This window comes from Nonomuraea sp. NPDC052116 (assembly GCF_040680035.1).
Taxonomy (GTDB): domain Bacteria; phylum Actinomycetota; class Actinomycetes; order Streptosporangiales; family Streptosporangiaceae; genus Nonomuraea; species Nonomuraea angiospora_A.
In genome coordinates this window covers 330,061-354,376 of sequence record NZ_JBFAWA010000004.1, presented here as the reverse complement: position 1 = coordinate 354,376, position 24,316 = coordinate 330,061, and the positions used below count along the sequence as shown (strand labels likewise).

At 71.1% G+C, this 24,316-nt stretch carries 21 protein-coding genes; 9 read left to right on the top strand and 12 right to left on the bottom strand.

Annotation, left to right across the window (positions count from 1 at the left end):
- Positions 1 to 5: 5 nt before the first annotated feature.
- Together AB0L65_RS09705 and AB0L65_RS09700 are read right to left on the bottom strand one after the other, a co-directional pair.
- A complete protein-coding gene (locus AB0L65_RS09705; protein WP_364242509.1) occupies positions 6 to 806 on the bottom strand; it encodes a maleylpyruvate isomerase family mycothiol-dependent enzyme in 801 nt (266 codons plus the stop codon).
- 5 nt (positions 807 to 811) lie between these two features.
- Positions 812 to 2,002 (bottom strand): Cmx/CmrA family chloramphenicol efflux MFS transporter, encoded by a 1,191-nt coding sequence (locus AB0L65_RS09700; RefSeq protein ID WP_364242507.1) that lies wholly within the window; start codon positions 2,000 to 2,002, stop codon positions 812 to 814.
- A gap of 271 nt (positions 2,003 to 2,273) precedes the next feature.
- Here AB0L65_RS09700 and AB0L65_RS09695 point away from each other — a divergent pair, with 271 nt between their 5' ends.
- The gene (locus tag AB0L65_RS09695) at positions 2,274 to 2,864 is read left to right on the top strand and encodes a TetR/AcrR family transcriptional regulator (protein WP_364242505.1); all 591 of its coding nucleotides are present in this window, start codon (positions 2,274 to 2,276) and stop codon (positions 2,862 to 2,864) included.
- The gene (locus AB0L65_RS09690) at positions 2,861 to 3,508 is read left to right on the top strand and encodes a haloacid dehalogenase type II (RefSeq protein WP_364242500.1); all 648 of its coding nucleotides are present in this window, start codon (positions 2,861 to 2,863) and stop codon (positions 3,506 to 3,508) included. The genes AB0L65_RS09695 and AB0L65_RS09690 overlap by 4 nt, the downstream gene beginning before the upstream one ends.
- Here AB0L65_RS09690 and AB0L65_RS09685 read toward each other — a convergent pair.
- Genes AB0L65_RS09685 through AB0L65_RS09675 form a run of 3 tightly spaced genes read right to left on the bottom strand, consistent with a single transcriptional unit; the run spans position 3,498 to position 5,589 of the window.
- The gene (locus AB0L65_RS09685; protein ID WP_364242498.1) at positions 3,498 to 3,971 is read right to left on the bottom strand and encodes a VOC family protein; all 474 of its coding nucleotides are present in this window, start codon (positions 3,969 to 3,971) and stop codon (positions 3,498 to 3,500) included. The two genes, AB0L65_RS09690 and AB0L65_RS09685, sit on opposite strands and share 11 nt — an antisense overlap.
- A gap of 30 nt (positions 3,972 to 4,001) precedes the next feature.
- Entirely contained in the window at positions 4,002 to 4,793 is a 792-nt protein-coding gene (locus tag AB0L65_RS09680) for an alpha/beta fold hydrolase (RefSeq protein ID WP_364242496.1), read from the bottom strand.
- Between the two features lie 28 nt (positions 4,794 to 4,821).
- Positions 4,822 to 5,589 (bottom strand): PIG-L family deacetylase, encoded by a 768-nt coding sequence (locus AB0L65_RS09675; RefSeq protein WP_364242493.1) that lies wholly within the window; start codon positions 5,587 to 5,589, stop codon positions 4,822 to 4,824.
- A 58-nt stretch (positions 5,590 to 5,647) separates the two neighbouring features.
- On the opposite strand from AB0L65_RS09675, the gene AB0L65_RS09670 reads away from it, so the two are divergent.
- Entirely contained in the window at positions 5,648 to 6,325 is a 678-nt protein-coding gene (locus AB0L65_RS09670; RefSeq protein WP_364242491.1) for a TetR family transcriptional regulator, read from the top strand.
- Between the two features lie 311 nt (positions 6,326 to 6,636).
- On the opposite strand, the gene AB0L65_RS09665 is transcribed toward AB0L65_RS09670, so the two are convergent.
- Both AB0L65_RS09665 and AB0L65_RS09660 read right to left on the bottom strand, forming a co-directional pair.
- The gene (locus AB0L65_RS09665; RefSeq protein ID WP_364242488.1) at positions 6,637 to 7,569 is read right to left on the bottom strand and encodes a DUF5996 family protein; all 933 of its coding nucleotides are present in this window, start codon (positions 7,567 to 7,569) and stop codon (positions 6,637 to 6,639) included.
- Between the two features lie 14 nt (positions 7,570 to 7,583).
- Positions 7,584 to 8,345 (bottom strand): MBL fold metallo-hydrolase, encoded by a 762-nt coding sequence (locus AB0L65_RS09660; protein ID WP_364242485.1) that lies wholly within the window; start codon positions 8,343 to 8,345, stop codon positions 7,584 to 7,586.
- A 79-nt stretch (positions 8,346 to 8,424) separates the two neighbouring features.
- Between AB0L65_RS09660 and AB0L65_RS09655 the strand changes: the two genes are divergently transcribed.
- The gene (locus AB0L65_RS09655) at positions 8,425 to 8,823 is read left to right on the top strand and encodes a MerR family transcriptional regulator (RefSeq protein WP_313043208.1); all 399 of its coding nucleotides are present in this window, start codon (positions 8,425 to 8,427) and stop codon (positions 8,821 to 8,823) included.
- A gap of 9 nt (positions 8,824 to 8,832) precedes the next feature.
- Here AB0L65_RS09655 and AB0L65_RS09650 read toward each other — a convergent pair whose 3' ends face one another.
- Together AB0L65_RS09650 and AB0L65_RS09645 are read right to left on the bottom strand one after the other, a co-directional pair.
- On the bottom strand, positions 8,833 to 10,017 hold the full coding sequence (locus AB0L65_RS09650; protein ID WP_350725879.1) for a hypothetical protein: 1,185 nt from the start codon (positions 10,015 to 10,017) through the stop codon (positions 8,833 to 8,835).
- 113 nt (positions 10,018 to 10,130) lie between these two features.
- Positions 10,131 to 11,765 carry a phospholipid carrier-dependent glycosyltransferase gene (locus AB0L65_RS09645; protein WP_364242482.1) on the bottom strand — a complete coding sequence of 545 codons (1,635 nt, stop codon included), beginning with the start codon at positions 11,763 to 11,765 and terminating at the stop codon, positions 10,131 to 10,133.
- Positions 11,766 to 11,842: 77 nt separating this feature from the next.
- Here AB0L65_RS09645 and rsmI point away from each other — a divergent pair, with 77 nt between their 5' ends.
- Positions 11,843 to 12,691 (top strand): 16S rRNA (cytidine(1402)-2'-O)-methyltransferase, encoded by an 849-nt coding sequence (rsmI, locus tag AB0L65_RS09640; RefSeq protein ID WP_364242480.1) that lies wholly within the window; start codon positions 11,843 to 11,845, stop codon positions 12,689 to 12,691.
- Between the two features lie 10 nt (positions 12,692 to 12,701).
- Complete coding sequence (locus AB0L65_RS09635) at positions 12,702 to 14,288, top strand: phospholipid carrier-dependent glycosyltransferase (protein ID WP_364242478.1); 1,587 nt, start codon at positions 12,702 to 12,704, stop codon at positions 14,286 to 14,288.
- Here the strand turns inward: AB0L65_RS09635 and AB0L65_RS09630 are convergent.
- Positions 14,224 to 15,699 carry a hypothetical protein gene (locus AB0L65_RS09630; RefSeq protein WP_364242476.1) on the bottom strand — a complete coding sequence of 492 codons (1,476 nt, stop codon included), beginning with the start codon at positions 15,697 to 15,699 and terminating at the stop codon, positions 14,224 to 14,226. The genes AB0L65_RS09635 and AB0L65_RS09630 overlap by 65 nt on opposite strands.
- A 171-nt stretch (positions 15,700 to 15,870) precedes the next feature.
- On the opposite strand from AB0L65_RS09630, the gene AB0L65_RS09625 reads away from it, so the two are divergent.
- A complete protein-coding gene (locus AB0L65_RS09625) occupies positions 15,871 to 17,091 on the top strand; it encodes a glycosyltransferase family 2 protein (protein ID WP_363970623.1) in 1,221 nt (406 codons plus the stop codon).
- An 89-nt stretch (positions 17,092 to 17,180) separates the two neighbouring features.
- Positions 17,181 to 18,962 carry a methionine--tRNA ligase gene (gene metG / locus AB0L65_RS09620; protein ID WP_350725869.1) on the top strand — a complete coding sequence of 594 codons (1,782 nt, stop codon included), beginning with the start codon at positions 17,181 to 17,183 and terminating at the stop codon, positions 18,960 to 18,962.
- Here metG and AB0L65_RS09615 read toward each other — a convergent pair.
- Both AB0L65_RS09615 and AB0L65_RS09610 read right to left on the bottom strand, forming a co-directional pair.
- A complete protein-coding gene (locus tag AB0L65_RS09615; protein ID WP_364242473.1) occupies positions 18,907 to 20,142 on the bottom strand; it encodes an FAD-dependent monooxygenase in 1,236 nt (411 codons plus the stop codon). The genes metG and AB0L65_RS09615 overlap by 56 nt on opposite strands.
- A 46-nt stretch (positions 20,143 to 20,188) precedes the next feature.
- Positions 20,189 to 23,392: a BTAD domain-containing putative transcriptional regulator gene (locus tag AB0L65_RS09610; RefSeq protein ID WP_364242470.1), complete on the bottom strand. Its 3,204-nt coding sequence runs from the start codon at positions 23,390 to 23,392 to the stop codon at positions 20,189 to 20,191.
- On the opposite strand from AB0L65_RS09610, the gene AB0L65_RS09605 reads away from it, so the two are divergent.
- Complete coding sequence (locus tag AB0L65_RS09605) at positions 23,391 to 24,266, top strand: TatD family hydrolase (protein WP_363970629.1); 876 nt, start codon at positions 23,391 to 23,393, stop codon at positions 24,264 to 24,266. The genes AB0L65_RS09610 and AB0L65_RS09605 overlap by 2 nt on opposite strands.
- The last annotated feature ends 50 nt before the right edge of the window (positions 24,267 to 24,316 follow it).

Here is a 24,316-nt window from a genome sequence, read left to right as displayed (position 1 = left end):
AGGGGTCATACGGGAGGCACCAGGACGAAGTAGCGGTCGAGCCTGCTCCTGTCGCCACGCACGTCGAGGCCGTCGGCCGGGATGCGGTTCCAGAGGAACAGCATGAGGTCCGACGCGCTCCCGGCCAGCTCGACGTCGAAATCGCCGCCGTCCGCCCCGGAGGACAGCCGTACGTCCGGGCCGTCGAAGTGGACCGCCCAGTCGCCCTCGCCGTCCGTGCGACGGAAGCGGAAGCGCTCGCCCGAGCCGGCGGGCGCCTGCGTCCACTCCCGCCGTGCGGGCACCATGACCTCGAACGTCTGTGTGACCGCGTCGGCCGCCACGTCCTCGTGGATCGGGTGCGGGACGCCAAGGGTGTTCTCGGCGTCCCAGCGGTGCACGGCGGCCTCGATGGTCTGCATCCGCACCCAGAACCCGACGGTCTGCTCCTTCGACCACGTCCACGCCGGATCGCCGGCGTCGCGCTCGTCGAACAGCGCCGCCAGCCGGGCCGCCCCTTCCTCGAACCAGTCGAGCACCCCGTCCGGGATCGGACCGAGGTTGGGCGCGTGCTGCGGATCGGGCCACCCCGTGAGGTCCGGCGGCAGCCCGGCGAAGGACAGGTCGGAGCCGTCCGGCGGCCCGTCGCGCCGGTCGTCGATGATGCTGAACACGCCCCGGTGCACGAAGCCCAGGTGGATCAGCAGATCGGCGACCGACCAGCCGGGACAGGACGGCACCGGCGGCGCGGCGCCGGTCTGCGCCGCCTGCCGGGCGGCGTCCCGGAATGCTCGGACCTCTCGGTGAAAGCGCGAAGCGGGTTCCATTCCCCTCACTGTGCCTCAGCCGGCTGGTCCCGCTCCACCGGCTTCGCCGATGACGGCCTCCCGACGGCGTGGGCGACGGCGGCGGTGACCAGGGCGGCGGCCACCAGCAGGGCGCTCACCCACAGCGGCGAGCGCAGCCCGAGCCCGGCCCCGATGGTCAGGCCGCCCAGCCACGGGCCGAGCGTCGCGCCCACGTTGAGCGCCGCCGTGGCGAACCCGCCGGCCAGGGTGGGCGCGCCGGTGGCCGCGTACAGCACCTGCGAGATCAGCGTGGAGCCCACGGCGAACGAGAGCGTCCCCTGGACGAAGACGAGCACGACCGCGGGCACCGGCGCGCCGGCCGTCAGCGCGAAGAGGGCCCACCCGGCGGCCAGCGCCGGCCCGCAGATCACCAGGAGGCGGATCGGCCGCCGGTCGGCCACCCGCCCGCTGACGGTCACCCCGGCGAACGAGCCCAGCCCGAACAGGGCCAGCATCAGGGGCATCCAGGAGGATCCGATCCCGGTGTCCCCGGTGAGCAAGGGCGTGAGGTAGGTGAACGTGCAGAAAGTGCCGCCGTTCACCAGACCGCCCAGCACGAGGAAGACCAGCAGCCGCGGCCGGCGCAGCGCCCGCAGCTCCCCGCGGGCCCGCGGACCGGCCGGGCCGGGGGCGCCGGACGGCACGGACTTGAGCACCGCGACGATGGCCGGGACCAGCGCGACGGCCACCGCCCAGAACGCCGAGCGCCACCCCCACACCTCGCCCAGCAGCGCGCCGCCCGGCACACCCGCGACGCAGGCGATGGTGACGCCGCCGAGGAGCACGGAGGTGGCGCGCCCCTTGGCGTCGGAAGGCGCGAGCGCGACGGCGGTCGCCATGGCCACCGCCAGGAACCCGGCGTTGGCCAGCGCCGCGATCACCCGCGTGCCGAGCAGCACGCCGTAGCTGGTGGTGAGCGCACCCACCACGTGCACGACCAGGAACGTGACCAGGAAGGCCAGCAGCGCGAACCGCCGGGACCAGCGCAGGCTGAGCACCGCCATGAGCGGCGCCCCCACCACCATCCCGACGGCGAAGGCCGAGGTGAGCAGCCCCGCGGCGGGGATGGACACCTGCAGGTCCCGCGCGATGCCCGGGATGAGCCCGGACAGCATGAACTCGGACGTCCCTTGGGCGAAAACCGCCAGTCCGAGCAGGTAGACAGCGAAAGGCATGAGAGAACTCCGCGACCGTATCGAGGATCGACAGGGAAGCGGGCAGGCCGGAGGAAGGTCCTGCCCCGCTGGGGAATCGGCCGCATCACGAAGAACCGCACGGCTCGCGGAGAGCCCGGCGTCAGCGCGAGACAGCCACCGGATGACCGGTGGCTAGCGTCTTGACGCCTCGGGGCTGGACATGAGGGCGAACGTAGCAAGGCTGCGGAGAACTGCGCAAATGATTTGCTATCTTGGACTGGTCGTTCCAAGATAGGCCGCGGAGGTGCCGATGCCGGACGTGAAGCATTTCGATCCCGACGCGGTGCTGGAGCAGGTGGAGCGCCTGTTCTGGCAGCGCGGCGCCGCCACCACGGGCATCGCGGAGGTGGTCGCGGCGACGGGCCTCAGCCGCTCCAGCCTGTACGCGACCTACGGCGGAAAGCAGGACCTGTACGTGCGGGCGCTGCGCCGCTACGTCGAGGAACGCTCGCAGCCGATGTTCCAGGCCCTGGCCGACGACGGGCGCGGGCTGCCCGCCGTCGAGGCGTTCTTCGACCGCCTGATCCGGATCAGGTGCGCGGGCGAGCACGCGCGCTGGGGCTGCATGGCGACCAACGCCAACGCCGAAGGCGCGGACCCGGCCGTACGCCAGGTGCTGGACCAGCACCACGACCGGCTCCGCACGACGATGCGCGCGGCCCTGGAGGCGGCAGACGCCCAGGGGCAGCTCGCCGACGGCCTCGACCTCGACGCGACCGCGGAGTCCCTGACCCTGCTGGCCTACGGGGTCAACCTCCGCTCGCGCGCCGGCGCGGACCCGGCAACCCTGCGCATGGGCACGTCCGCCGCACTCGACTCTCTCAGAAGGGACCGGTCATGAAACCGCAGGTAGTGATCTTCGACGTGAACGAGACGCTGACCGACATGGAGCCGATGCGGGGCAGGTTCGAGGAGGTGGGGCTGTCCGGCGAGCAGATGGGGACGTGGTTCGCGAGCGTGCTGCGCGACGGGTTCGCGCTCACGGCGGCGGGCGGTTTCGCCGAGTTCGGCCGGATCGCCGACGACGTGCTCAGGGAGATGGGGGCCGGGGACGAGGCGGTGCGCCACGTGCTGAGGGGGTTCGCCGAGCTGCGGGTGCATCCCGACGTCCCCGAGGGCATGCGGCTGCTGCGCGAGGGCGGCATCCGCCTGTTCACCATGACGAACGGGGCGGCCGCCATGACCGCGGGGATCCTGCGCCGCGAAGGGCTGTCGGACCTGGTGGAGGCCACGCTGGACGTGAGCGGCCCCCGCGCGTGGAAGCCCGCCCGCGCGGCCTACGAGTACGCGGCCGGCCAGGCCGGGGTGCGGCCCGACCAGGCGGTCCTGGTCGCGGTGCACCCGTGGGACATCGACGGGGCCCAGCGGGCCGGGCTGTCGGGGGCCTGGCTGGAGCGGCGCGGCACGCCGTACCCGAGCGTGATGAGCGCCCCGCGCCTGTCGGCCCCCGACCTGGTCTCGCTGGCGAGGCTTGTCACTGCTTAGGGAAGAAGTCCGCGCCCTGGACGTACTCCATCGCCTTCATGAAGACGGGGTCGGTCATGCGGCGCTCCAGCTCCTCGGGCGCGACCTCCTCGACGCGCGCCTGGATCCACCACAGGTTGCCGAACGGGTCGCGTACCCGGCCGACCCGGTCGCCCCAGAACAGGTGGGTGATCTCCGTCACCGACGTCCCGCCCGCCTCGACGGCGCGTCGGTGGGTGGCGTCGGCGTCGGGGACGTACAGACGCAGGAAGGCGGGCGTGGGCGGCCAGCCGGGAGCCGAGTCGAACATCATCACCACGGCGTCCCCGATCCGCACCTCCGCGTGCCCGATGCGCCCCTCGTCGTCGGTCACCCGGGCCAGCTCGACGGCGTCGAACGCGGCCGTGAGGTAGTCGATGAGGCCCGCGGTGTCGGGCCCGATGATCCACGGCGTGACGGTGGTGTATCCCTCAGGAATGCTCATGCCCGCAGGCTATTCGGGAAGTAGGCCAGATCATGTCCTACTTGCGTTCGCGAGCAGGAAATCCAGCACCAGAGGGCTCGCGACCTCCCTGAACTCCTCGAAGTACGCGTGCCGCGCCCCCTCGATCATCCGCAGCTCCGCCCCGGGGATGCGGCCGGCCAGCAGCGGGGCGTTGGCCGCCGGGTTGAACACGTCGTCGGTGCCGTGCACCACCAGCGTGGGCGCGGCGATGGAGGGCAGCGCGGCCCAGCTGTCGTGCCCGGCGCTGGCGGCCAGGTGGCGGCGGCGCGCGTACGCGGGCATGGCCGGGTCGCCGACCGTGTGGTGGGGGCCCGGGTGCGTGGACAGCCAGGCGGGCGTGTACATGAGCTCCAGCAGCGCCCGCTCGGCGGCCGTCCGGTCCGGCTGGGCCAGTGACCTGCGCACGTCGTTGTCCCGTTCGAGCCCGTGGACGCCGCCCGGCGAGCTGCAGCCGAGCACCAGCGACCCGACCCGCTCGGGATGGTCGGCCGCCAGCCACTGGGCCACCCGCCCGCCCATCGACGTCCCGTAGACGTGTGCCTTGTCCACGCCCAGCTCGTCGAGCACGGCCAGCACGTCGGCGGCGAACCCGCGGGTGGTGTACGGCTCGTCGGGTTTGTCGCTGCCGCCCGTGCCGCGGTAGTCGAAGGTGACGGTGCGGAACTCCCGCTCGAAGTCCGGGCGCACGGGATCCCACCAGCGGTGCTCGTTGGCCTGCCCCTGGAGGAGGACGAGGGGTTGCCCGCCGCCGCGGACCTGGTAGGACAGCTTGACGCCGTCCACGGCTGTCGCAAATGGCATGTCTGGCATCGTAGGGGTGTTCGGTGAGCTACCCCGCGCGGCTCTGGCCTGTTTTCGCCTCGACGTACCATTCGCGGCCGAGCAGCAGGCCGAACACGGGCGCCGGGAGCCGCACGAGCACTCTCGCGATGGCGGCCCCCCGGCCGCCGCCGCTGATCTGGGAGTGGTGGGCGGCCAGCGCCCGCTGCTTCTGCCCGGCGTAGCGGCGCACGTCGATCCTGTGGGTGATGGCCTTGCCGGGGCTGTACGCCTTCGCCAGCTCGCGTTCGTCGTAGCGGAGCGGGATCCGGAGCAGGTGGATCAGGCGTACCAGCCGGACGGCGGCGTCGCGCGGGACCGTGGCCTGCAGCACGCGGGGCACCCCGGCCAGCTCGGCGGCCCGCTTGCCGACCTCGTGCACCTTGACGTGGTCGCGGTGGCCGTACCCGCCGTTGGGGTCGTAGCTGAGCAGGAGGTCCACCTGCTCCTCGCGCAGGATCGCGGCGAGCCTGGCAGCGGCCTCCTCCGTGCTCGCGCGTACGAACCGCATCCGGTCCGGCGGGTCGGGATACAGGTCCTTGCCGTGCCCGCTATCGGCGTAGCCCAGGTGCTCGACGCGCGCCACGCCCAGCTCGGCGGTGGCGGCGCGCAGCTCGTTCATCCTGGTCGTGCCGCCCTCCGCGACGGACTTCATGACGCCGTCGGTCGCGACCACGACGATCACGCGGTGGCCCTCGGCGGCGGCGCGGGCGAGCGTGCCGCCGGTCAGGAGCACCTCGTCGTCCGGATGCGCGTGAAAAGCCAGGAGTGTCGCCATAGCCGGACACCCTATATTCCGTTGACGGAGTGAGTACTCACTCCGTAACGTGAAAGCCATGACGAACCCGACAGGCCGGCGACGCGCGCCGGCGATGAGCCCGGAACAGCGCCGCGAGATGATCGTCCGGGCGGCGCTTCCCCTCGTGGTGGAGTACGGCACCTCCGTGACCACCGCCCAGGTCGCCCGCGCCGCGGGCATCGGCGAAGGCACGATCTTCCGGGCCTTCGGCGACAAGGAGACCCTGCTCGCCGCCTGCATGGCGGAGGCGGCGCGGCCCGACGACACGCTCGCGCACGTGGCGGCGATCGCGCTGGACGTGCCGCTGGAGGAGCGGCTGATCGAGGCCGCGGAGACGTTGCGCGGCTACCTGGCCCGGATGGGCGCCGTGGCCGGTGCCCTGGCCGCCTCGGGCGGCCTCCGCCGCGATCCCCGCCTCCTGGGCACACCTTCCGAACCCTCCGGAGACGCGCCGTCCGGCACCTCCGAAAGGCCGCAGGAGGGCTCAGGGCGGGCCCTCTCGGGGCGGGAGGCGTCGATGGCGGCCACCCGCGACGTGCTGTCCGGGCTGTTCGAGCCCGAGCGCGACGGCCTCAGGCTGCCCCCGGAGCGGCTGGCCGAGGCGTTCCAGTTCCTGATCCTGGCGTCCGGGCGGGGCGGGTCGTCCCCGCTCACCTCTGAAGAACTGGTCGACCTGTTCCTGCACGGCGCGCTGAAGGGCGGCGAGGCCGAGTGACGGACCTCTACGAGGAGGGGGTCATCGGGCGGGCAGGGGGAGGTGGCGGTGGGTGTCGGGGGTGGGGAGGGAGGGGCGGCCATCTCCTGGTGGCCGGAAATTCGTGTCGGGGTGGGAATGTTCGGGGGGCGGGTGTGGTTACATAGACCGTGGCCGGTGTGTCCAGTGTCCCCGGGCCTCACCTATTGCCTTCGCGGAATACCGTTCGGCTGGAGCCGCGTTGTGCCTTTCGCCGAGAGGCGACCTGCACACCGGTTCGCATACGTTGAGCGCCCGCCCTCCTCGGAGGGCGGGCGCTCAATACTTTCCGCTCAGTACTTCCCGTAGTACGGGTCCGTGACGCCCCCAGGCGAGCTCAGCGCCTCCACGTCGACCCCGGTCAGCCGGGCCCCCGCCTGGTAGGCGCTGTCCAGGAACTCCAGCACGGACGCGACCGGATCACCCATCGCGCGCACGTCGTCGTACTTGAGGATGGCCAGGTGGCTGCCCCGGGCGGGCAGCCACTCGGCCTCGACGGGCCGCAGCGGCTCGAGTTCCAGGCCCTTGGGCTCCGGCGCGGTGTAGGAGTAGAACGCCGGCCACGGCCGCTCCTTGTCGCCGAACCAGAAGCCCGCGCTGATGACCTCCCAGCTGTACGCCTCCCGCGTGACCGGGTCGGCCTCGGGCGAGACCCGGACCACGCGGCCGGTGAAGCGCGTCACGGCGATGTCGAACGTGTGCCAGAAGTGGTGCACCGGCGAGGTCTTGCCGGCGAAGTCGGCGGCGAAGCGGTCGAGCAGCTGCGCCACCTGCGACAGGATCCGCCAGTAGCGGTTGATCAGGACGGGGTCGTACCGGGCGTGCAGGGTGTCGTCGGCGAACGGCGTGTCGTCGCCCAGGTCGAACGGCACGGCCCAGATCTCCGGCCGGATCCCCAGCCCCGCGAGCGTCTCGAAGAGCCGGTCGTGGAACGACGCCACCGACCGCCCGATCAGGGTGAACTCCGCGCTTCGCCCGTCGAGCACGTCCACCACCAGCCGGTGGCGCACCAGGTCGAAGTCGATGCTGAACAGCGGTTGCTCGCCCAGCCCGCCCATCGGGCGCGTGGTGAGCCCGCGCCCGGTCGGGTGGAAGGGCACCTGCCACCAGTGGTTGCGCCGGTTGCTCGACGACAACCGGATCTTCCCCACGATCTGCGCGAACCTGTGAAGGGTCTCCTTGGCCTCCGCCCACTCCGCGAGCGGCATTGCTGGGAACAGCTCCATGAGACCAATGGTAACTACCGTATGTAATGGGACAGTTCCCAAGGGTCATGCGCAGAGAAGACTGTGACGTCGTGGTCGTGGACGAGCGACCTCAGGCGTTCCTGGCTGGACAGGCGGCGCTCGGCGTCGACCTGGGCGCCGACCTGCACGAGGTCCATCAGCGGGTGCGGCTGGGGCTCGCGGTCCAGTTCGCCGTGGTAGAAGTACGCGTCCCCGGCGTGCAGCAGCCAGCGCTCGCCGTCGTTGACCGCCACTCCGGCGTGCCCGCGGGTGTGCCCGTCCAGCGGTACGAGCAGGAAGTCCTCGCCCAGGTCCGTCAGCGGCCGCACCCCGTCCACGCCCAGCCACCGGGTGCCCGTGTCTGGATAAGTCACCCATTTGGGTGAGTGGGCCCAGTGGCCCGGGCGGTAGCGGCGGTTCGGGGCCTGGGCGATGGCGTCCTCCAGTTCGACCTCCATGACGTGCACCTGGGCGTGCGGGAAGTCGGGCAGGCCGCCGCTGTGGTCCACGTCCAGGTGGGTCAGCACGATGTGCCGTACGTCGAGCGGGTCGTAACCGAGCGCGGCGACCTGCCGCACGGCCGTCTCGTCGGGCGAGAGCAGCGGCTCGACGAGCTCCGCCCACTCGCGCTCCAGCATCTCCTCGGGCCTGGCCACGTCGTCGAGGCCCAGCCCGGCCTCGACCAGCACGAGCCCGGAGGCAGGCGTCTCGATCAGCAGCGCGTGGCACACGGCGGGCGCCGCCGGCTGCCCGTCCGGGGATTCGATCTCGCGCATGGAGCCGAGATTCAGGTGGTGAATTCGCATGCGCACTAGACTGCGACTTGAAGCGCGGTTCAAGTCAAGGGGCCAGGTCGTGGAAGACACGTTGATCGACATAGGCGAGGTGGCCAGGCAGAGCGGGCTGGCCGCGTCGGCGCTGCGGTTCTACGAGCGCAAGGGGCTCATCCAGGCGGAAGGACGCAACGGCCTGCGCCGCGCGTACCGTCCCGAGACGCTGGAGCGCCTGGCGCTGATCACGTGCGCCCGGGACGCGGGGTTCACGCTGTCGGAGATCGCCGAGTTCCTGCGCGCCAGGCCGTCCGACGCGAGGCTGCGCGAGCGCATGGCGGCCAAGGAGCGCGAGGTGTCCGAGCGGGTCGCGCAGCTCACCCGGCTGCGCGACAGCCTGCGGCACGCGGTGACCTGCGACCACGACCCGCTTGTGGAATGTCCTGAGTTCAAGCAGGCCGTGGGCCGCGTGCCGCTGGGCTGAGCACGTTCGTCAGCTCGGGTTGACGTACTTCCTCGGCCGCAGGGCGTGGGCGCGCAGGGCCGCCAGGGCGGCGAGCTGGCCGGAGCGGTCCATCCGCACCGCCAGCTCGTCGCTGAAGGCCAGCCCCAGCGCGGTGAGCTGCGAGATCAGGTCGGCCACCGGCGCGGCGACGTCCTCCACGGTCGTGGTGGGATGCCAGCCCTCGCCGCCGACCACTTCCGCCACCCGCTCGCGCAGCTCGGTGGGCGACATCAGTGTGCCGTCGGCGATCAGCATCAGCGCGGCCTCCCGCGCCGACACCTCGAACTCGTGCTTCCCCCTGGCCAGCAGCAGCCTCGTGACCGCCGACCACATGGCCGACTTGGACTTGAGCAGCCGCCGGCCGTAGTCGGTGATGGCCAGCTTCGTGCCGTCGCGGCTGATCGCGCCGAGCTCCCGCTCGGCCAGCTCGCGCAGCCTGAGCGCCTCGGGTGAGGGTGCCAGCCGCAGCGGCAGGCTCTCCTCCGAGGCGGCCAGGGTGAGGAGACGGTGCAACGGGGGCAGGGGCTGCGGGGTGATGGGCGCGTGCAGGCGCACCTCGAACGGCTGGGCCAGCTCGCGCCTGGCCGGGCCGCGGCCCAGCACCCAGCGGTTGAGGCGTTCGCCGTGCACCCGGTTGAGCCAGCTGTCGCCGCCCAGCTCGGAGCGGGGCTCGGTGAGCCAGCGGCGGGTCAGGGCGGTGCGGTCGACGGTCTCACCGGCGACGATCGCCAGTTCGAGGGCGGCGGAGCAGGCGAGGTGCGCGCCCAGCTCCTCGGGCCCCATGATCATGCTCCACTGCAGTTCGGGGACGTCGGGCGGGAGCACGCCCGTGGCCTCGAGCGCCTGCTGGTAGGCGCTGGTGCCGGCGTCCTCACCCTCACGGGCGTAGGTACGGAGGATCTGGAGGGTCGTGGGTGACACGCACAGAGCGGCGTAGCGCTCCATCCCGCCGAGCTGGAGCAGCCGGCCCAGCGAACGTGCCAGTCGTTCGTGGTCGCCGCCCACCTTGAGCGGCAACGTGTACCAGAGGAACTCGCAGACGTCGAGCTGGGTCACCGTTTCCAGCGGCTCTCCACCCGTCAGCCATTCGACGGCGGTCCTGGCCTCCTCGGCCAGCTCCGGCTGAGAGCGCTCCAACTCGGCGAGCAGGGCGGTGACATCCGGTGCACTCATGCCTCGAAGTTTGCCGTATCGACCCCGGGCCTGACGATGGCCGAATCCGGTGCGTATTGGGTCTTGCACAGCGATAACCCTAAGAAACCACTATGGGGCGGATGGTAAGCAGATCATATCCACCGTTTCTCGAACAACATGCGGGCCTTCCACTCGGTGTACGGGATGAGTTCGGCGGACAGGATCGGGTGCAGCCACCAGAAGTTGATGAGCGCGAGCAGCGTGAACGCGCCGACCACGGCGGCCCCGACGGTGCGCCGTAGCGGCATCGCCCCCGTGATCGTCGGTTTCGACGACCCGATCAGCAGCCCGGCGCACAGTGTGATGGCCAGCACCATGAACGGCACCATCGGGATGGCGTAGAACAGGAACATCGTACGGTTGTCGGCGACGGCGAAGTAGATCCACGGCACCAGGCCCATGGCGTACGACAGCAGCACGGCCCCCGCCCGCCAGTCGCGCGAGGAGACGTACCACGCGATGAGGGCCACCAGCGCGGCCACCGCCCCGAACCAGATCACCGGCGTGCCCACGCCCAGCACGGCCTCGGAGCAGTCCTTGACGCCGCACGTGTTCTGCTTGCCCTCGTAGTAGAAGGCGACCGGGCGCAGCAGCAGCGGCCACTGCCAGGGCTCCGACATGTACGGGTGCGAGGTCTCCAGCCCGCTGTGGAACGTGTAGACCTGCCACTGGTACTTGATCCACGACCGCATCGAGTCGACCACGAAGAAGATCGGGTTGCCCGCGGAGGTGGCCTGATTCCAGTCGCGCCCGTAGCCGGTCGCGTTGGCGAACCAGCCGATCCAGGTGGCCATGTAGGTGACGAACGGCACCACGGCGAACGCCAGGAACGCCTGCGGCACGTCCTTGTTGAACGCCCCGACGTACGGATTGCGCAGCCCGACGGCCCGGCGCGCGCCGAAGTCCCACATCACGGACATGATCGCGAACGCCACGGCGAACGCCAGCCCCGACCACTTGACCGACATCGCGAAGGCCAGGCAGACCCCGGCGGCGATCCGCCACCACCTGATCCCCAGCGAGGGGCCGTGCGGCGAGAGCGGCGAGTTCTCGTACCAGGTCGCGAGCCGCTCGCGGGCCTGGTCGCGATCGACCACCAGGCAGGCGAACGCGGCCAGCACCCAGAACATCAGGAAGATGTCCAGCAGCGCCGTGCGCGAGAGCACGTAGTGCAGGCCGTCGAGGGCCAGCAGCAGGCCGGCGAAGCAGCCCAGCAGCGTCGAGCGCGTCATCCTGCGGGCCACCCTGGCCAGGATGAGGATCGACAGCGACCCGATCAGCGCGGCGGCGAAGCGCCAGCCGAACGGGTTGAGCCCGAACAGCCACTCGCCCACGCCGATCATCCACTTGCCCAGCGGCGGGTGGACGACGTAGGAGGCGCACTTGTCGAGGGTCTCGGACGTGCACGACTGCCAGATGTCGGTGTTGCCGGCGATGATCGCCTTGTCGGCGTCCTTGATGGTGGTCCGCTCGACACCCCAGGTGATCAGCGAGAACGCGTCCTTCATGTAGTACGTCTCGTCGAACACCACGGCCTTGGGATGGCCCAGGTTGATGAAGCGCAGGACAGCGCCGAAAAGGGTGACCAGCAGCGGGCCGATCCAGCCCCACAGGATGCTGCCGTGCATGGGAGGCACGAGCCGTTCGCGTACGGACATCGTCTTGGGAAGGCTGTCGCCGACCTCCGAGCTCTCGTAGGCCTGGTATGGGGAATCGGTCACCGCCATTCGGACATCGTACGGGCCCCAAGCCGATCGCAAACGCAGAAACACGGTTATTTGGGATGCCCTGCCACAATGGTCAGGTGACTGGAGACGGCAGGTTGGTGCTGGCAGGAGCCCCCATCGGCCAGGCGGGTGATGTCTCGCCGCGGCTGCGCGAGGTGCTCGGGAGCGCCGACGTGGTGGCCGCCGAGGACACCAGGCGGCTGCGCAGGCTCGCGACCGAGCTGGGCGTGGAGATCGAGGGCCGGGTGGTGTCCTACTACGACCAGAACGAGGTGGCGCGGGCCAAGGAGCTCCTGGAGACCCTGAAAGAGGGCCGCACGGTCGTGATCATCACGGACGCGGGCATGCCGGGCGTCTCCGACCCCGGCTACCGCCTGACCCGCCTGGCGGTCGAGGAGGGCATCACGGTCACCGCGCTGCCGGGGCCGAGCGCCGTCACGACCGCGCTGGCCGTGTCCGGGCTGGCCAGCGACCGGTTCTGCTTCGAGGGCTTCCCGCCGCGCAAGCCGGGCGAGCGGGCCCGCCGCCTGGCCTCCCTGGCGGCCGAGGAGCGCACGATGGTCTTCTTCGAGTCGCCGCGCCGGCTGGCGAGCTCTCTGGAGGCCATGGCCGAGGCGTTCGGCCCCGACCGGCAGGCCGCCGTGTGCCGCGAGCTGACCAAGACGTACGAGGAGGTACGGCGGGGCGGGCTCGGCGAGCTGGCCGAATGGGCGGCGAAGGAGGTCAAGGGCGAGATCACGCTCGTGGTCGCCGGATATGCGCCGGGGGAGGGCGAGCCGGACCTGGACGAGCTGGTCGCCGAGGTGGACCGCAGGGTCGCCGAGGGCGTCCAGCGCAAGATCGCCGTCGCCGAGGTGGCCAGGCAGGCGGGCATCCCCAAACGCGAGCTGTATGACCTGGTTCACAGGAGATCCCCTACGCCATAGGGTGCGCATCGTGAGGAACTGGGGGGTTTCCGCTCAGCGACTGGTCCCGCCGATGCCGGGGACACCCATGCTGGGCTGGGCCGGGCCGATCCTGGTCGCGCTGTTCGGCGGCCTCCTGCGGTTCATCAGGCTCGACGAGCCCGAGGCCGTCGTCTTCGACGAGACGTACTACGCCAAGGACGCGTACTCGCTGATCACGCACGGCGTCGAGCGGACCATGCTCGGCGACGCCAAGGACCCGATCGCCGACAGACGCCTCATCACCGGCAACCTGGACATCTTCAAGCAGTGCCCGCAGCCCGACGACTGCGCCTCGTTCGTGGCGCATCCGCCGCTGGGCAAGTGGATGATCGGCGTGGGCGAGTGGCTGTTCGGGATGGACCCGTTCGGCTGGCGCTTCGCCGCGGCGCTGATCGGCACGCTGTCCATCCTGATCATGGCCAGGGTGGCGCGCAGGATGACGCGCTCGACGCTGCTGGGCTGCCTGGCCGGGCTGCTGCTCTCGCTCGACGGGCTGCACCTGGTGCTGTCGCGCACGGCGCTGCTGGACATCTTCCTGATGTTCTGGGTGCTGGCCGGGTTCGCCTGCCTGGTGACCGACCGGGACTGGGCGCGGCGACGGCTGGCGGACTGGCACGAGCGCGGGCCGATCGGCGAGCTGGGGCCGCGTCTGGGGCTGCGGCCGTGGCGGCTCGCGGCCGGGCTCTGCCTGGGGGCGGCGTGCGCGGTGAAGTGGTCGGGGATCTTCTTCCTGATCGCGTTCGCGGTCATGAGCCTCATGTGGGACCTGGGGGCCAGGCGGGCGCTGGGGCTGCGGCAGCCGTACCGGGGGGCGTTCTCGTACGACCTGCCGGGCGCGTTCGCGGCCATGGCGCTCGTGCCCGCGGTCACCTTCGTGGCCTCGTGGACCGGGTGGTTCGCCACCTCCGGCGGCTGGGGGCGCAACTGGACGCAGGCCACCTCGTCCGGGCCGGTGTTCTTCGTGGTCGACTCGGTGCGGTCGTGGCTGCAGTACCAGGTGCAGGTGCTGGGCTATCACAGCAACCTGCACGAATACCACCCGTACATGTCGGAGCCGTGGCAGTGGCCGCTGCTGATCAGGCCCGTCTCGTTCCACTACCCGTCGGACATCCCGCCGTCGGCGTGCGGGGCCGACAAGTGCTCACAGGCCGTGCTCGGGGTCGGCACCCCGGCCCTGTGGTACGCCGCCGTGCTGGCGCTGGTCGGCCTCGTCGTCTGGTACGTGGCCACGCGCGACTGGCGGGCGGGGGCGGCGCTGCTGGGCGTCGCGGCGGGCTGGCTGCCGTGGTTCTACTACGCCCTCGCCGACAACCGGACGATGTACCTGTTCTACATGATCCCCGTCGTGCCGTTCATGGTGCTGGCGCTCGTGCTGGTGGCGGGGCTGGTGCTGGGCAGGCAGGACGCCCCCGCGCCACGGCGGGCGACCGGGGCCGCGCTGGTGGGGGCGTTCGCGCTGGTCGTGCTGATCAACTTCTGGTGGCTCTATCCGGTGCTGACCGCCGAGACGATCACACACGCAGACTGGTGGGCTCGGATGCTGATGCGTTCTTGGGTGACCGCCGCGCCCAAGTGACGCCGCGGCGCAGCGTGATCGCCGCGGCGACGCAGGCCAGTGGGACGGCCGGGAGCACGTACCGGTAGTCGAACTCCGCCGTCGCCGCCGGGGCCAGCAGCAGCCCCACCGCGCCGAGCCACGGCAGAGCCACCGGGCCGCCGAACTTGCGCCACCTGACCGCGACGCCGTACAGGCCGATCAGCAGGATGCCGCCGAGCATGATGCCGCGCAGGTAGAACACCTTCTGGTAGCCGCTCATGATGTCGGCCCACGGGTGCACGATGCGGGTCTCCGGCGGGCCCTGCTCGTAGCTGAACGCGTCGGTGTCGGTGCGGCCGCCCGCGTACGACGACCACTTCGGCAGCCGTTTGGGCTGGCCGCTCTCGTCCGGCTCGACGTACGGCTTGAACTGGTACATGCCGTACGTCGACGGGTCGGGGAACATCGGCCGGCCCCAGTGGAACGAGCGGAAGAAGTCACGCGTGACCACCTTGAGGTAGTCGCCGGGCTGCGACAGGATCGCCCGCGTGGCGAACGCGCTGGCCGCGTCGTTGGTGATCTCGCTCCACTTCTTGTTGATGCCCCACCGGTGCAGCACCTCGCCGGTGCCCGTGCCGTCGCCGTTGCCCTGGCCCCACAGGTACCACTGCGCGTAGTCCTTGCGCTGGCTGACCGGGTCGTTGATGCACAGCAGGAGGAGCTGGACCTCCTTGTACTTGTCGATCTTCATCTTGTTGCAGTCGGCGAAGATGGCCGTGCGCATGTAGAGGATGAGGCCGTCGCTGTTGGTCATCGCGAACTTGCCGTACGCGGAGGCGAACCAGCCCATGTACGCCATCACCGGCACCGCGCAGGCCGTGATCACGGCGACGATCGGGCGCCAGCCGGTCCGCTTGACCAGCAGGTAGAGCACCACCAGCGCCAGGATCGGCAGGCCGATCGAGCGGGTCAGCCACGTCACCGCCAGCAGCAGGCCGACGACCGCGCCCGCCTGCCACGACAGCCGCCGCTTCCACAGCACCAGCGTGATGACGCCCACCACGAGCAGCGTGAACATGCTGTCGGACATCACCAGCTGCTCGAGCTGGATCTGGTACGCGTCCAGCAGCACCGGCGCCGCCGCCAGCGTGGCGCCCCACTTCGGCAGCCGGAACTTGATCCGCAGCAACGCGTAGATCAGGCAGGCCGTGGCCAGGCCCATCAGGTGCTGCGTGAAGATCACGAGTGCGAAGCTGTGGAACGGCTTGAGCAGCATGAGCCAGAAGCTGTAGCCGTCGGGCCTGATCGGGTGCGGCCGCGGGTGCAGCGCCACCGAGACGTACTCGTAGGAGTCGTTGAACCACATGGCCGGGCCGTAGCCGAGCATGGTGATGAGCCGCAGCACGGCGCCAACGCCGAAAACCGCGGCGAACACTCGATGCCGGCGCACGAATGACAGCCAACGAGCTGCCCGGCCAGGAGCGGAGTGGTCCACAGGGGTAATCTCCGCGACGCTCACCATGCTGTAAAGAATGCCAGTCGTTTTTGGGTCTTGACCCGAGCACGGTTGGGCACAGGGCATGATGGTTCACTGGAAGAGTCTTAACTGAAGGGTAGACACGTGGAACTGACGGTGGTCATGCCCTGCCTCAATGAGGCGGAGACCGTGGAAGTCTGTGTACGCAAGGCGCTGGCGTGCATGGAGGAGCACGGCATCGAGGGCGAGGTCCTGATCGCCGACAACGGCAGCACGGACGGCTCACAACAGCTCGCCCGCGACGCCGGAGCCCGCGTGGTCCACGTCGACGAGAAGGGCTACGGCAACGCCCTCATGGGCGGGATCAGGGCGGCGCGCGGCAAATACGTCATCATGGGCGACGCCGACGACTCCTATGACTTCACCGCGCTGCTGCCGTTCGTCGAGCAGCTGCGCGACGGCGCCGACCTGGTGATGGGAAACCGCTTCAAGGGCGGCATCGCCCCGGGCGCCATGCCCCCGCTCCACCGCTATCTCGGCAACCCCGTGCTGTCGTTCGTCGGCCGGCTGTTCTTCCCCTCGGCCATCGGCGACTTCCACTGCGGGCTGCGCGGGTTCCGGCGCGACTCGATCCTCAAGCTGCAGCTGCAGACGGGCGGCATGGAGTTCGCGTCCGAGATGGTGGTCCGCTCCACGCTGTCGGGCCTCGACGTGCGCGAGGTGCCCACCACGCTCTCGCCCGACGGCCGCTCCCGCCCGCCGCACCTGCGCTCCTGGCGCGACGGCTGGCGCCACCTGCGCTTCCTGCTCCTCTACAGCCCGAAGTGGCTGTTCTTCTACCCCGGCGTGCTGATGATGATCATCGGCCTCGTCGCCGGGACGGCGCTGACGTTCGGCCCGGTGGAGATCGGTGAGCTGGCCTTCGACGTCGACACCCTCGTCGGGTCGTCCGCCCTGGTCGTGATCGGCTTCCAGGCGGCCCTGTTCGCCGTGTTCACCAAGGTCTACGCGGCCGAGGAGGGCTTCCTGCCCGAGTCGCCGCGCATCCGGCGGCTGATCGACATCGTGAGCCTGGAGAAGGGGCTCGTGGTCGGCGGCCTGCTGGCGCTGGCCGGTCTGATCGGCCTGGTGATGTCGCTGGTCCACTGGCAGGTGCGCAGCTTCGGCGAGCTCGACCCGCGCGAGTCGCTGCGTATCGTCGTGCCTTCCGCGACCGCTCTGGTCATGAGCTTCCAGACGATCTTCGCGGCGCTGTTCATCAGCATCCTCGGCATCCGCCGCACGCGCGAGACCTCCATCGACGTGGCCGCCAAGGCCGCCGAGGAGGCCGCGGAGGCGGTTTCCCTGGAGGAGTCCAAGCGATAGCCGTCCCCGCTTCGGCGGGGTCCTGACGGGCCCCGCCGACACGGGGGATTCGGTCCGAGACGGACAGGGAGCCCCGTAGGCTAAGGACTATGTCCCAGCACATCTTGACCGCCGTCGCGTGGCCGTACGCAAACGGCCCCCGCCACATCGGGCACGTCTCCGGGTTCGGCGTGCCGTCCGACGTCTTCAGCCGCTACCAGCGGATGGCGGGCAACAAGGTGCTGATGGTGTCAGGCACCGACGAGCACGGCACGCCCATCCAGGTGCAGGCCGACAAGGAAGGCGTGACCGCCAGGGAGCTGGCCGACCGCTACAACCGCGTCATCGCCGAGGACCTCACCGGGCTCGGGCTCTCCTACGACCTGTTCACCAGGACCACGACGAAAAACCACTACGCCGTCACACAAGAGATCTTCAAGGGCCTCTTCGACAACGGCTATATCTTCCCCAAGACCACGATGGGGGCGATCTCCCCCTCGACCGGCCGCACTCTGCCCGACCGCTACATCGAGGGCACCTGCCCCATCTGCGGCTACGACGGCGCGCGCGGCGACCAGTGCGACAACTGCGGCAACCAGCTCGACCCGATCCAGCTGATCAACCCCAAGAGCCGCATCAACGGCGAGACGCCCACGTTCGTCGAGACCGAGCACTTCATGCTCGACCTGCCCGCCTTCACCGAGGTCCTCGGCTCCTACCTGCAGTCCAAGCAGGGCGAGTGGCGGCCCAACGTGCTGAAGTTCGCGCTCAACCTGCTCGGCGACCTGCAGCCGCGCGCGATCAGCCGCGACCTCGACTGGGGCGTGCCGATCCCGCTCGACGGCTGGCGCGACCAGCCCAACAAGCGGCTCTACGTGTGGTTCGACGCGGTGATCGGCTACCTGTCGGCCTCCATCGAGTGGGCCAGGCGCTCGGGCGACCCCGACGCGTGGCGCCAGTGGTGGCAGAACCCCGACGCCCGCGGCTACTACTTCATGGGCAAGGACAACATCGTCTTCCACGCCGAGATCTGGCCGGCGATGCTGTACGGCTACAGCGGGCAGGGCGACCGCGCCGGCACGCCGGGCTCGCTCGGCGGGCTCCAGGTGCCGTCCGAGGTGGTCTCCAGCGAGTTCCTGACGATGGAGGGCAAGAAGTTCTCCTCGTCCAGGCAAGTAGTAATTTACGTAAGAGATTTCCTGGCGCGTTACGACGCCGACGCCCTTCGCTACTACATCGCGGTGGCCGGACCGGAAAACCAGGACACCGATTTCACCTGGCAGGAGTTCGTCAACCGCAACAACGGCGAGCTGGTCGCGGCCTGGGGAAACCTGGTCAACCGGTCGATCTCGATGGCGGCCAAGAACTTCGGGGCCGTGCCCGAGCCGGGCGACCTCACCGACGCCGACCGGGCCCTGCTGGAGCGCTCGCGCAAGGCGTTCGCGCCGGTGGGCGAGGAGCTGAGCAGGTCGCGCTTCAAGAACGGGATCAACGAGGCGTTCGACGTGGTCCGCGAGGCCAACAAATACCTGGCCGAGCAGGAGCCGTGGAAGCTCAAGGAGGACCCGGAGCGGCAGAAGTCGATCCTGCACGTCGCGCTCCAGGTGGTCGACGACGCCAAGACGATGCTCACGCCGTTCCTGCCCAGCTCGTCCAACAAGGTCTTCACCATGCTCGGCGGCGAGGGCGTGTGGTCGGGCATGCCGGAGATCCGCGAGGTCGACGAGGACGGCGGCACCCCCTACCCGGTGATCACCGGCGAGTACGACGGGGCGGCCCGGTGGGAGCACCGGCCGATCAAGCCGGGCACGCCGCTCGCGCCGCCCGTGCCGCTGTTCAAGAAGCTCGACCCGAAGGTCGTGGACGAGGAGCTGGCCCGGCTGGGCGAGTGACCTCGTAGGCCCCGTAGTCCTTGAGGCTGATGGCGCCGGCGGTCTTCCTGACCGACTTCGCCATCAGCCCCTTCCACGGCAGATACGGCAGGAGCCGGTAGTTCTGGTTCATGAACCAGGCCATGAACCTGTTCTCCGGGACCATGAACCTGCTGACGCCCACGGCCGACCGCTGGCACCCCTCGGCGTAGGCGCGTACCTCCCGCTCGTAGCCGGCGAAGGCGGCGCGGTGGTCGCCCCCTGCTGCGGCCAGCTCGCCCGCCAGCACGTACGCGCTCACCATCGCCAGCCCGGTGCCCATGCCGGACAGCGGCGAGGCGCAGCACGCGGCGTCGCCCAGCAGCACCACCCGGCCGCGTGACCAGGAGTCCAGGCGGATCTGGCCGACCGAGTCGAAGTAGAAGTCGTCCGTCCGCCGCATCCTGCGCATCAGCTCCGGGACCTCCCAGCCGACGCCCTCGTACGCCTGCTCCAGGAGCTCCTGCTGGCGGGCGACGTCGTGCCGGTCGTGGTCGAGCGGCGGTGAGCCGAACCAGAACACGGCCTTGGCCTCGGCGTTCCCCCTCGCGCTGTAGATCGCGGCCATCTTGCCCGGGACGTTGTAGGCGTGACCGCTGCGGTCGAGCCCGAGGTAGTTGTCGATCGTGAACACCGCCGAGTAGAGGCCCAGGTACGACAGGTGGTCGCGCTCGGGACCGAAGGCCAGGGATCGCACGTTCGAGTGCAGGCCGTCCGCGCCCACCACGAGGTCGAAGCGCCTGGCCGGGCTCCGCTCGAAGGTGACCGTCACCCCGTCCGCGTCCTGGTCGACGGCCGTGATGGAGTCGCCGAAGACGTACTCGGTGTGGGCCTGGGTGGCGTCGTACAGGATGCGGGCCAGGTCGCCGCGGAGGATCTCGACGTCGCCCGCGAACAGGTCTTCGGGCATGGCCACGAGCTTCCTGCCGGCCTCGTTGACGTTCCACATGGCGCCCATGTGGGTCTGCTCGCGTTCGACGGCGTCCAGGATGCCCATCTTGCGAAGGACGGTCAGATGCGCCTCGCCGCGGAAGTCCACGGCGTAGCCGCCCGCACGGAGGGCGGGGGCGCGTTCGACGACGGTGGTGCGGTGGCCGTACCGGGTGAGCCAGAGGGCGAGCGCGGGGCCGGCGACGCTCGCGCCGGAGATCAGGATGTCCATGCCCCTGACCCTGCCGATCCGGTCTCACCGCGTCCTCACCGGACTCTCACCACGGGGTCGGCTGATCGGTGACGGCGGTGATGGCGCTCAGCGGTGAGCGGTCGACGACCTCGTCGGGCACTCCGGCGAGCGCCAGCGCCTCCCGGTGGGAGAGCCGCGCGCCCGCTCGCCGGGCCCGCGCGTAGGCCTGGTCGCCCAGCGCCGCCCGCACTCGCTCCGCGACCTCGGGCTCCTGGGGCAGCTCGATGCCCCGCATGGCGACGGCGGCCCCCAGCAGCGTGGCCGCCCGCTCGGCGTCGCCGTCATCGAACGCCAGCGCGGCCAGCGCCTCGAACGCCCGGGCGGTCTCGGGCAGCGCGCCCGACTCGATCGCGCCCGCCACCGCCCGCTCGTAGGACTCTCCGGCCGTCTTCCGATCCCCTTCGGCCTCGGCCAACCGGCCCAGGCCGACGTGGAGCCGGGCCAGGTTCCCCGCCGATCTGACCCATACGGGATCCGACTGCCGCAGCGCCCGCTCGTACAGCTCCCGCGCCCGTGCCAGGTCGCCTTTCGCGGCGGCCACGTCACCGAGCCCGCGCAGCGCCGAGGCCAGGTACGTCGGCAGGCCCGCCCGCCCCGCCAGCTCGGCGGCCTGCTCGTAGTCGGCCCGCGCCCCGGCCGGGTCGGTCGCGATGCGGTGATCGCCCCGGTTGCACAGCAGGTCGGGCAGATCCTCCTCGGCCCCGAGCTGCTCGGCCAGCGCGATCGCCTCCTCCACGCGCGCCACGGCCGTCGCGTCGTCGCCGCAGGTGCCCGCCAGCCACGAGAGCCCGTCCAGGGCCAGCGCCATGCCCCAGCGGTCGCCGAGCACCCTGAACTGGTCGAGCGCCGCCGTCAGATCGGCCTCCGCCGAGGCGAACTCCCCGGCGGTCATCTGCGGATAGGCCCAGATGAACCGGGCCATCGCCCGCTCCCACGGGTCTCCGTCCCGCGCGGCCCGCCGCAGCACCGTGAGCGCCACCGTCGGATCGATCGAACCCGCCGTGATCATCGGCCACAGGAACGTGACGAGCGGGTACCGCCGCGCTCCGGAGCCGTCGGTGACCATCGTCTCGGCCAGGCTCTTGTGGCTCTCCCAGGCGTCCCTGCCGGTGCTCCCGGCCAGCGCGGACAGCAGGCACAGCACGTACGCCTCGCCCAGCTCCGGATCCGGCGCGGGACCCGCCGCCTCCAGCAGGGCCACCGCCGGGGCGGTCGCGGCGGCCCGCATGCCGCGCATCCACAGGTACGACGACTGGGCCGCCAGCAGCCGCATGCCGAGCGCCACCTCCCCGGACTCCGCCGCCCAGCGCAGCGCCGCCTGCAGGTTGTCGTGCTCCGCGGCGAGCAGGTCGAGGTGGTGGAGCTGGTCGGCGCCGCGCAGGTGCGGGTCGGAGCGCTCGGCCAGGTCGAGGAAGTACGCGGCGTGTGCTCTCCGTACGGTGTGCGCCTCGCCGGCCAGTTGCTCGGCGCAGAACGCGCGGATGGTCTCCAGCATGCGATAACGGCCGCCGCCCGGCTGGAGGAGCGATTTGTCGGCCAGGGAGTCCAGGAGGTCCTCGGCGTCCGCCAGCCCGCACACCTCGGCGGCGGCCGTGGCCGTGGCGCCGCCGGAGAAGACGGTCAGGCGCCCGGCCATGGCCTTCTCCCGGTCGGTGAGCAGCTCCCAGCTCCACGCGACGACCGCGCGCAGGGTCTGGTGCCGGGGGTCGGCCGTCCGGCTGCCATGCGACAGCAGGCTGAACCGATCCTGGTCCGCCAGCCGTACGGCCAGCTCGTGGGCCCCGTGCGTACGCAGGCGGGCGGCGGCGAGCTCGATGGCCAGGGGGAGGCCGTCGAGTGCCGCGCAGATGCGCTCGACCGACTCGTCCGGGGTGAAACCCGGGCTCGCGGCGGCGGCCCGGTCGGTGAAGAGCCGGACGGCGTCGGTGGGGGCGAGCGGGTGCACCGGCCAGACGTGCTCGGCCGTGATGGCCAGCGGCTCGCGGCTGGTGGCGAGGACGCGGAGGTCGGGGCAGGCGGAGAGCAGGCGTTCGGCGAGTTCGGCGGCGTCGTGGACGACGTGCTCGCAGTTGTCGAGGACCAGCAGCATCGGCCGCCCGGCCAGCGCCGCGACCAGCCGGTCCGCCGGCGCGGACCGGTCGCCCGGCCCGATGGCGCGGCCGCCCAGCAGGCCGCTCTCCCGCACGCCGAGCGCGCCGAGCACGACCTGCGCGAGATCCACACCTACCCCCGCCGCCTCTGGCCCCGCTGTGTTTGTCCTCGACGCGCCGGCGCGCGCTGAGGCCAGTTCGACCAGCACCACCTCGGCCGGCTCCCGGGTATCGCCCATCGGCGGCTCGGCGAGCGACCGGGCGACCTCGACCGACAGCCGGGTCTTGCCCGCGCCGCCCGGCCCCAGCAGCGTCACCAGGCGCGCGGAGCCGAGCAGCGCGGACACCGCCGTCACGTCGGCGTCCCGTCCGACGAAGCTCGTCAGCCTGGCGGGCAACGCCCGCCGCACCGGCGCGACAGGATCGGCCGCCCCGCGCAGCAGGCGGCCGTGCAGGTCGGCCAGCTCGGCCGACGGATCCGCGCCCAGCTCGTCCGCCAGCAGCCGCCGAGCGTCCTCGAACACCACCAGCGCCTCCGCGGGCCGCCCGTCCGCCTGGAGGGCACGCATGAGCCGGCCGCGCAGCCGTTCCCGCAGCGGGTGCCGCTCGATCAGCTCGCCCAGCTCCGCCACGACCTCCCGGTGGGCGCCGCGCCGCAGGTCGGCCTCGATCCGGTCTTCGAGCGCGGCCAGCCGCCGCTCCTCCAGGAAGGCCCCGTGCTCGGGGTCCAGGTCCGCGACCGCAGGCCCCCGCCACAGCGCCAGCGCCTCAGCCAGCAACCCCGCTGCCCGGACGGGATCCCCGCCATCCTCCAAGGCGTCCCGGCCCGCGTCGGCGAGGCGCAGGAAACGGTGGGCGTCGATGTCGTCGGGCGCGGCGAGCAGCCGGTAGCCGAGCTCGGTCAGCTCGATCGCGACCCCGTCCCGCCGCAGCCGGGACACCTGCGAGTGCAGCGCGTGCACCGCGTCGCCGTGGGCCCGATCCCGGTAGAGGACGTCGACGAGCCGATCCCGGGAGATCACCTCCCCGGGGCGGAGCAGCAGCAGCGCCAGCAGCGCCCGCCGCGCGGGACCGCCGAGCGGCACCTCGCCCCCGTCCGCGCGCCAGGCCGTGGTGCTGCCGAGGATGCCGAACCGCATGGACGCTACTTTAGAACTCGTGACCAAGCTTCCCGCCGCTCCCGAGCCGCTTTCCGCACCGGTGTTCGACAGCCACTGCCATCTCGACATCATGGTCGGCAACAGGCAGGCGTCATCCGGCGACCCGGTGGCGCAGGCTGCGCAGGCGTCGGAGGCCAGCGTTCGGAGCATCCTGGAGGACTCCAGGGCGGTCGGCGTGACGCGGCTGGTCACCATCGGCTACGACCTGAGATCCTCCAGGTGGAACGCCGACGTGGCGGCCGAACAGGAGGGTGTGTACGCCGGGGTGGCCATCCACCCGAACGAGGCCCACGAGGCCACGGCGGAGGTCCTGGCCGAGATCGAGAGCCTCGCGCGGCGGCCGGAGGTGCGGGCCGTGGGGGAGACCGGGCTCGACTACTTCCGTGACTGGGCGAGCAAGGAGGACCAGCACGCGAGCTTCCGCGCGCACATCGAGATCGCCAAGCGCACCGGCAAGGCGCTGGTCATCCACGACCGCGACGCGCATGACGACGTGCTGAGGGTGCTGGCCGAGGAGGGTGCGCCGGACAAGGTCGTCTTCCACAGCTTCTCGGGCGACGCCGAAATGGCGAAAAAGTGTGTCGAAGCCGGATATTTCATGTCTTTTTCCGGGCCTGTGACGTACAAGAACGCCGCCTACCTCCGCGAGGCCGCCCAGACCGCCCCGCAGGAGCTCATGCTGGTCGAAACCGACGCCCCCTACCTGCCGCCGGTCCCGCACCGCGGCAAGCCCAACGCCCCCTACCTCATCCCCCTCACTTTGCGCTGCCTGGCGGAGGTCAAAGGGGTCCATCCGGATCAGTTGTGCGAGGCGATCAGTGCCAACGGAGTCATGGTCTTCGGCGAGTGGTGACCATCTTTTGCTGAACCCGCGGCTGCGGGGACGAGCGCGGCGCTAACGTT

Coding starts and splice junctions, on each gene's coding strand:
- AB0L65_RS09680 (WP_364242496.1), bottom strand. CDS start 4,793: ATGCCATTTGCGACAGCCGTGGACGGCGTCAAGCTGTCCTACCAGGTC.
- AB0L65_RS09675 (WP_364242493.1), bottom strand. CDS start 5,589: ATGGCGACACTCCTGGCTTTTCACGCGCATCCGGACGACGAGGTGCTC.
- AB0L65_RS09670 (WP_364242491.1), top strand. CDS start 5,648: ATGACGAACCCGACAGGCCGGCGACGCGCGCCGGCGATGAGCCCGGAA.
- AB0L65_RS09650 (WP_350725879.1), bottom strand. CDS start 10,017: ATGAGTGCACCGGATGTCACCGCCCTGCTCGCCGAGTTGGAGCGCTCT.
- AB0L65_RS09615 (WP_364242473.1), bottom strand. CDS start 20,142: ATGGACATCCTGATCTCCGGCGCGAGCGTCGCCGGCCCCGCGCTCGCC.
- AB0L65_RS09605 (WP_363970629.1), top strand. CDS start 23,391: ATGGACGCTACTTTAGAACTCGTGACCAAGCTTCCCGCCGCTCCCGAG.
- AB0L65_RS09665 (WP_364242488.1), bottom strand. CDS start 7,569: ATGGAGCTGTTCCCAGCAATGCCGCTCGCGGAGTGGGCGGAGGCCAAG.
- AB0L65_RS09610 (WP_364242470.1), bottom strand. CDS start 23,392: ATGCGGTTCGGCATCCTCGGCAGCACCACGGCCTGGCGCGCGGACGGG.
- metG (WP_350725869.1), top strand. CDS start 17,181: ATGTCCCAGCACATCTTGACCGCCGTCGCGTGGCCGTACGCAAACGGC.
- AB0L65_RS09705 (WP_364242509.1), bottom strand. CDS start 806: ATGGAACCCGCTTCGCGCTTTCACCGAGAGGTCCGAGCATTCCGGGAC.
- AB0L65_RS09690 (WP_364242500.1), top strand. CDS start 2,861: ATGAAACCGCAGGTAGTGATCTTCGACGTGAACGAGACGCTGACCGAC.
- AB0L65_RS09645 (WP_364242482.1), bottom strand. CDS start 11,765: ATGGCGGTGACCGATTCCCCATACCAGGCCTACGAGAGCTCGGAGGTC.
- AB0L65_RS09685 (WP_364242498.1), bottom strand. CDS start 3,971: ATGAGCATTCCTGAGGGATACACCACCGTCACGCCGTGGATCATCGGG.
- AB0L65_RS09660 (WP_364242485.1), bottom strand. CDS start 8,345: ATGCGCGAGATCGAATCCCCGGACGGGCAGCCGGCGGCGCCCGCCGTG.
- AB0L65_RS09695 (WP_364242505.1), top strand. CDS start 2,274: ATGCCGGACGTGAAGCATTTCGATCCCGACGCGGTGCTGGAGCAGGTG.
- AB0L65_RS09700 (WP_364242507.1), bottom strand. CDS start 2,002: ATGCCTTTCGCTGTCTACCTGCTCGGACTGGCGGTTTTCGCCCAAGGG.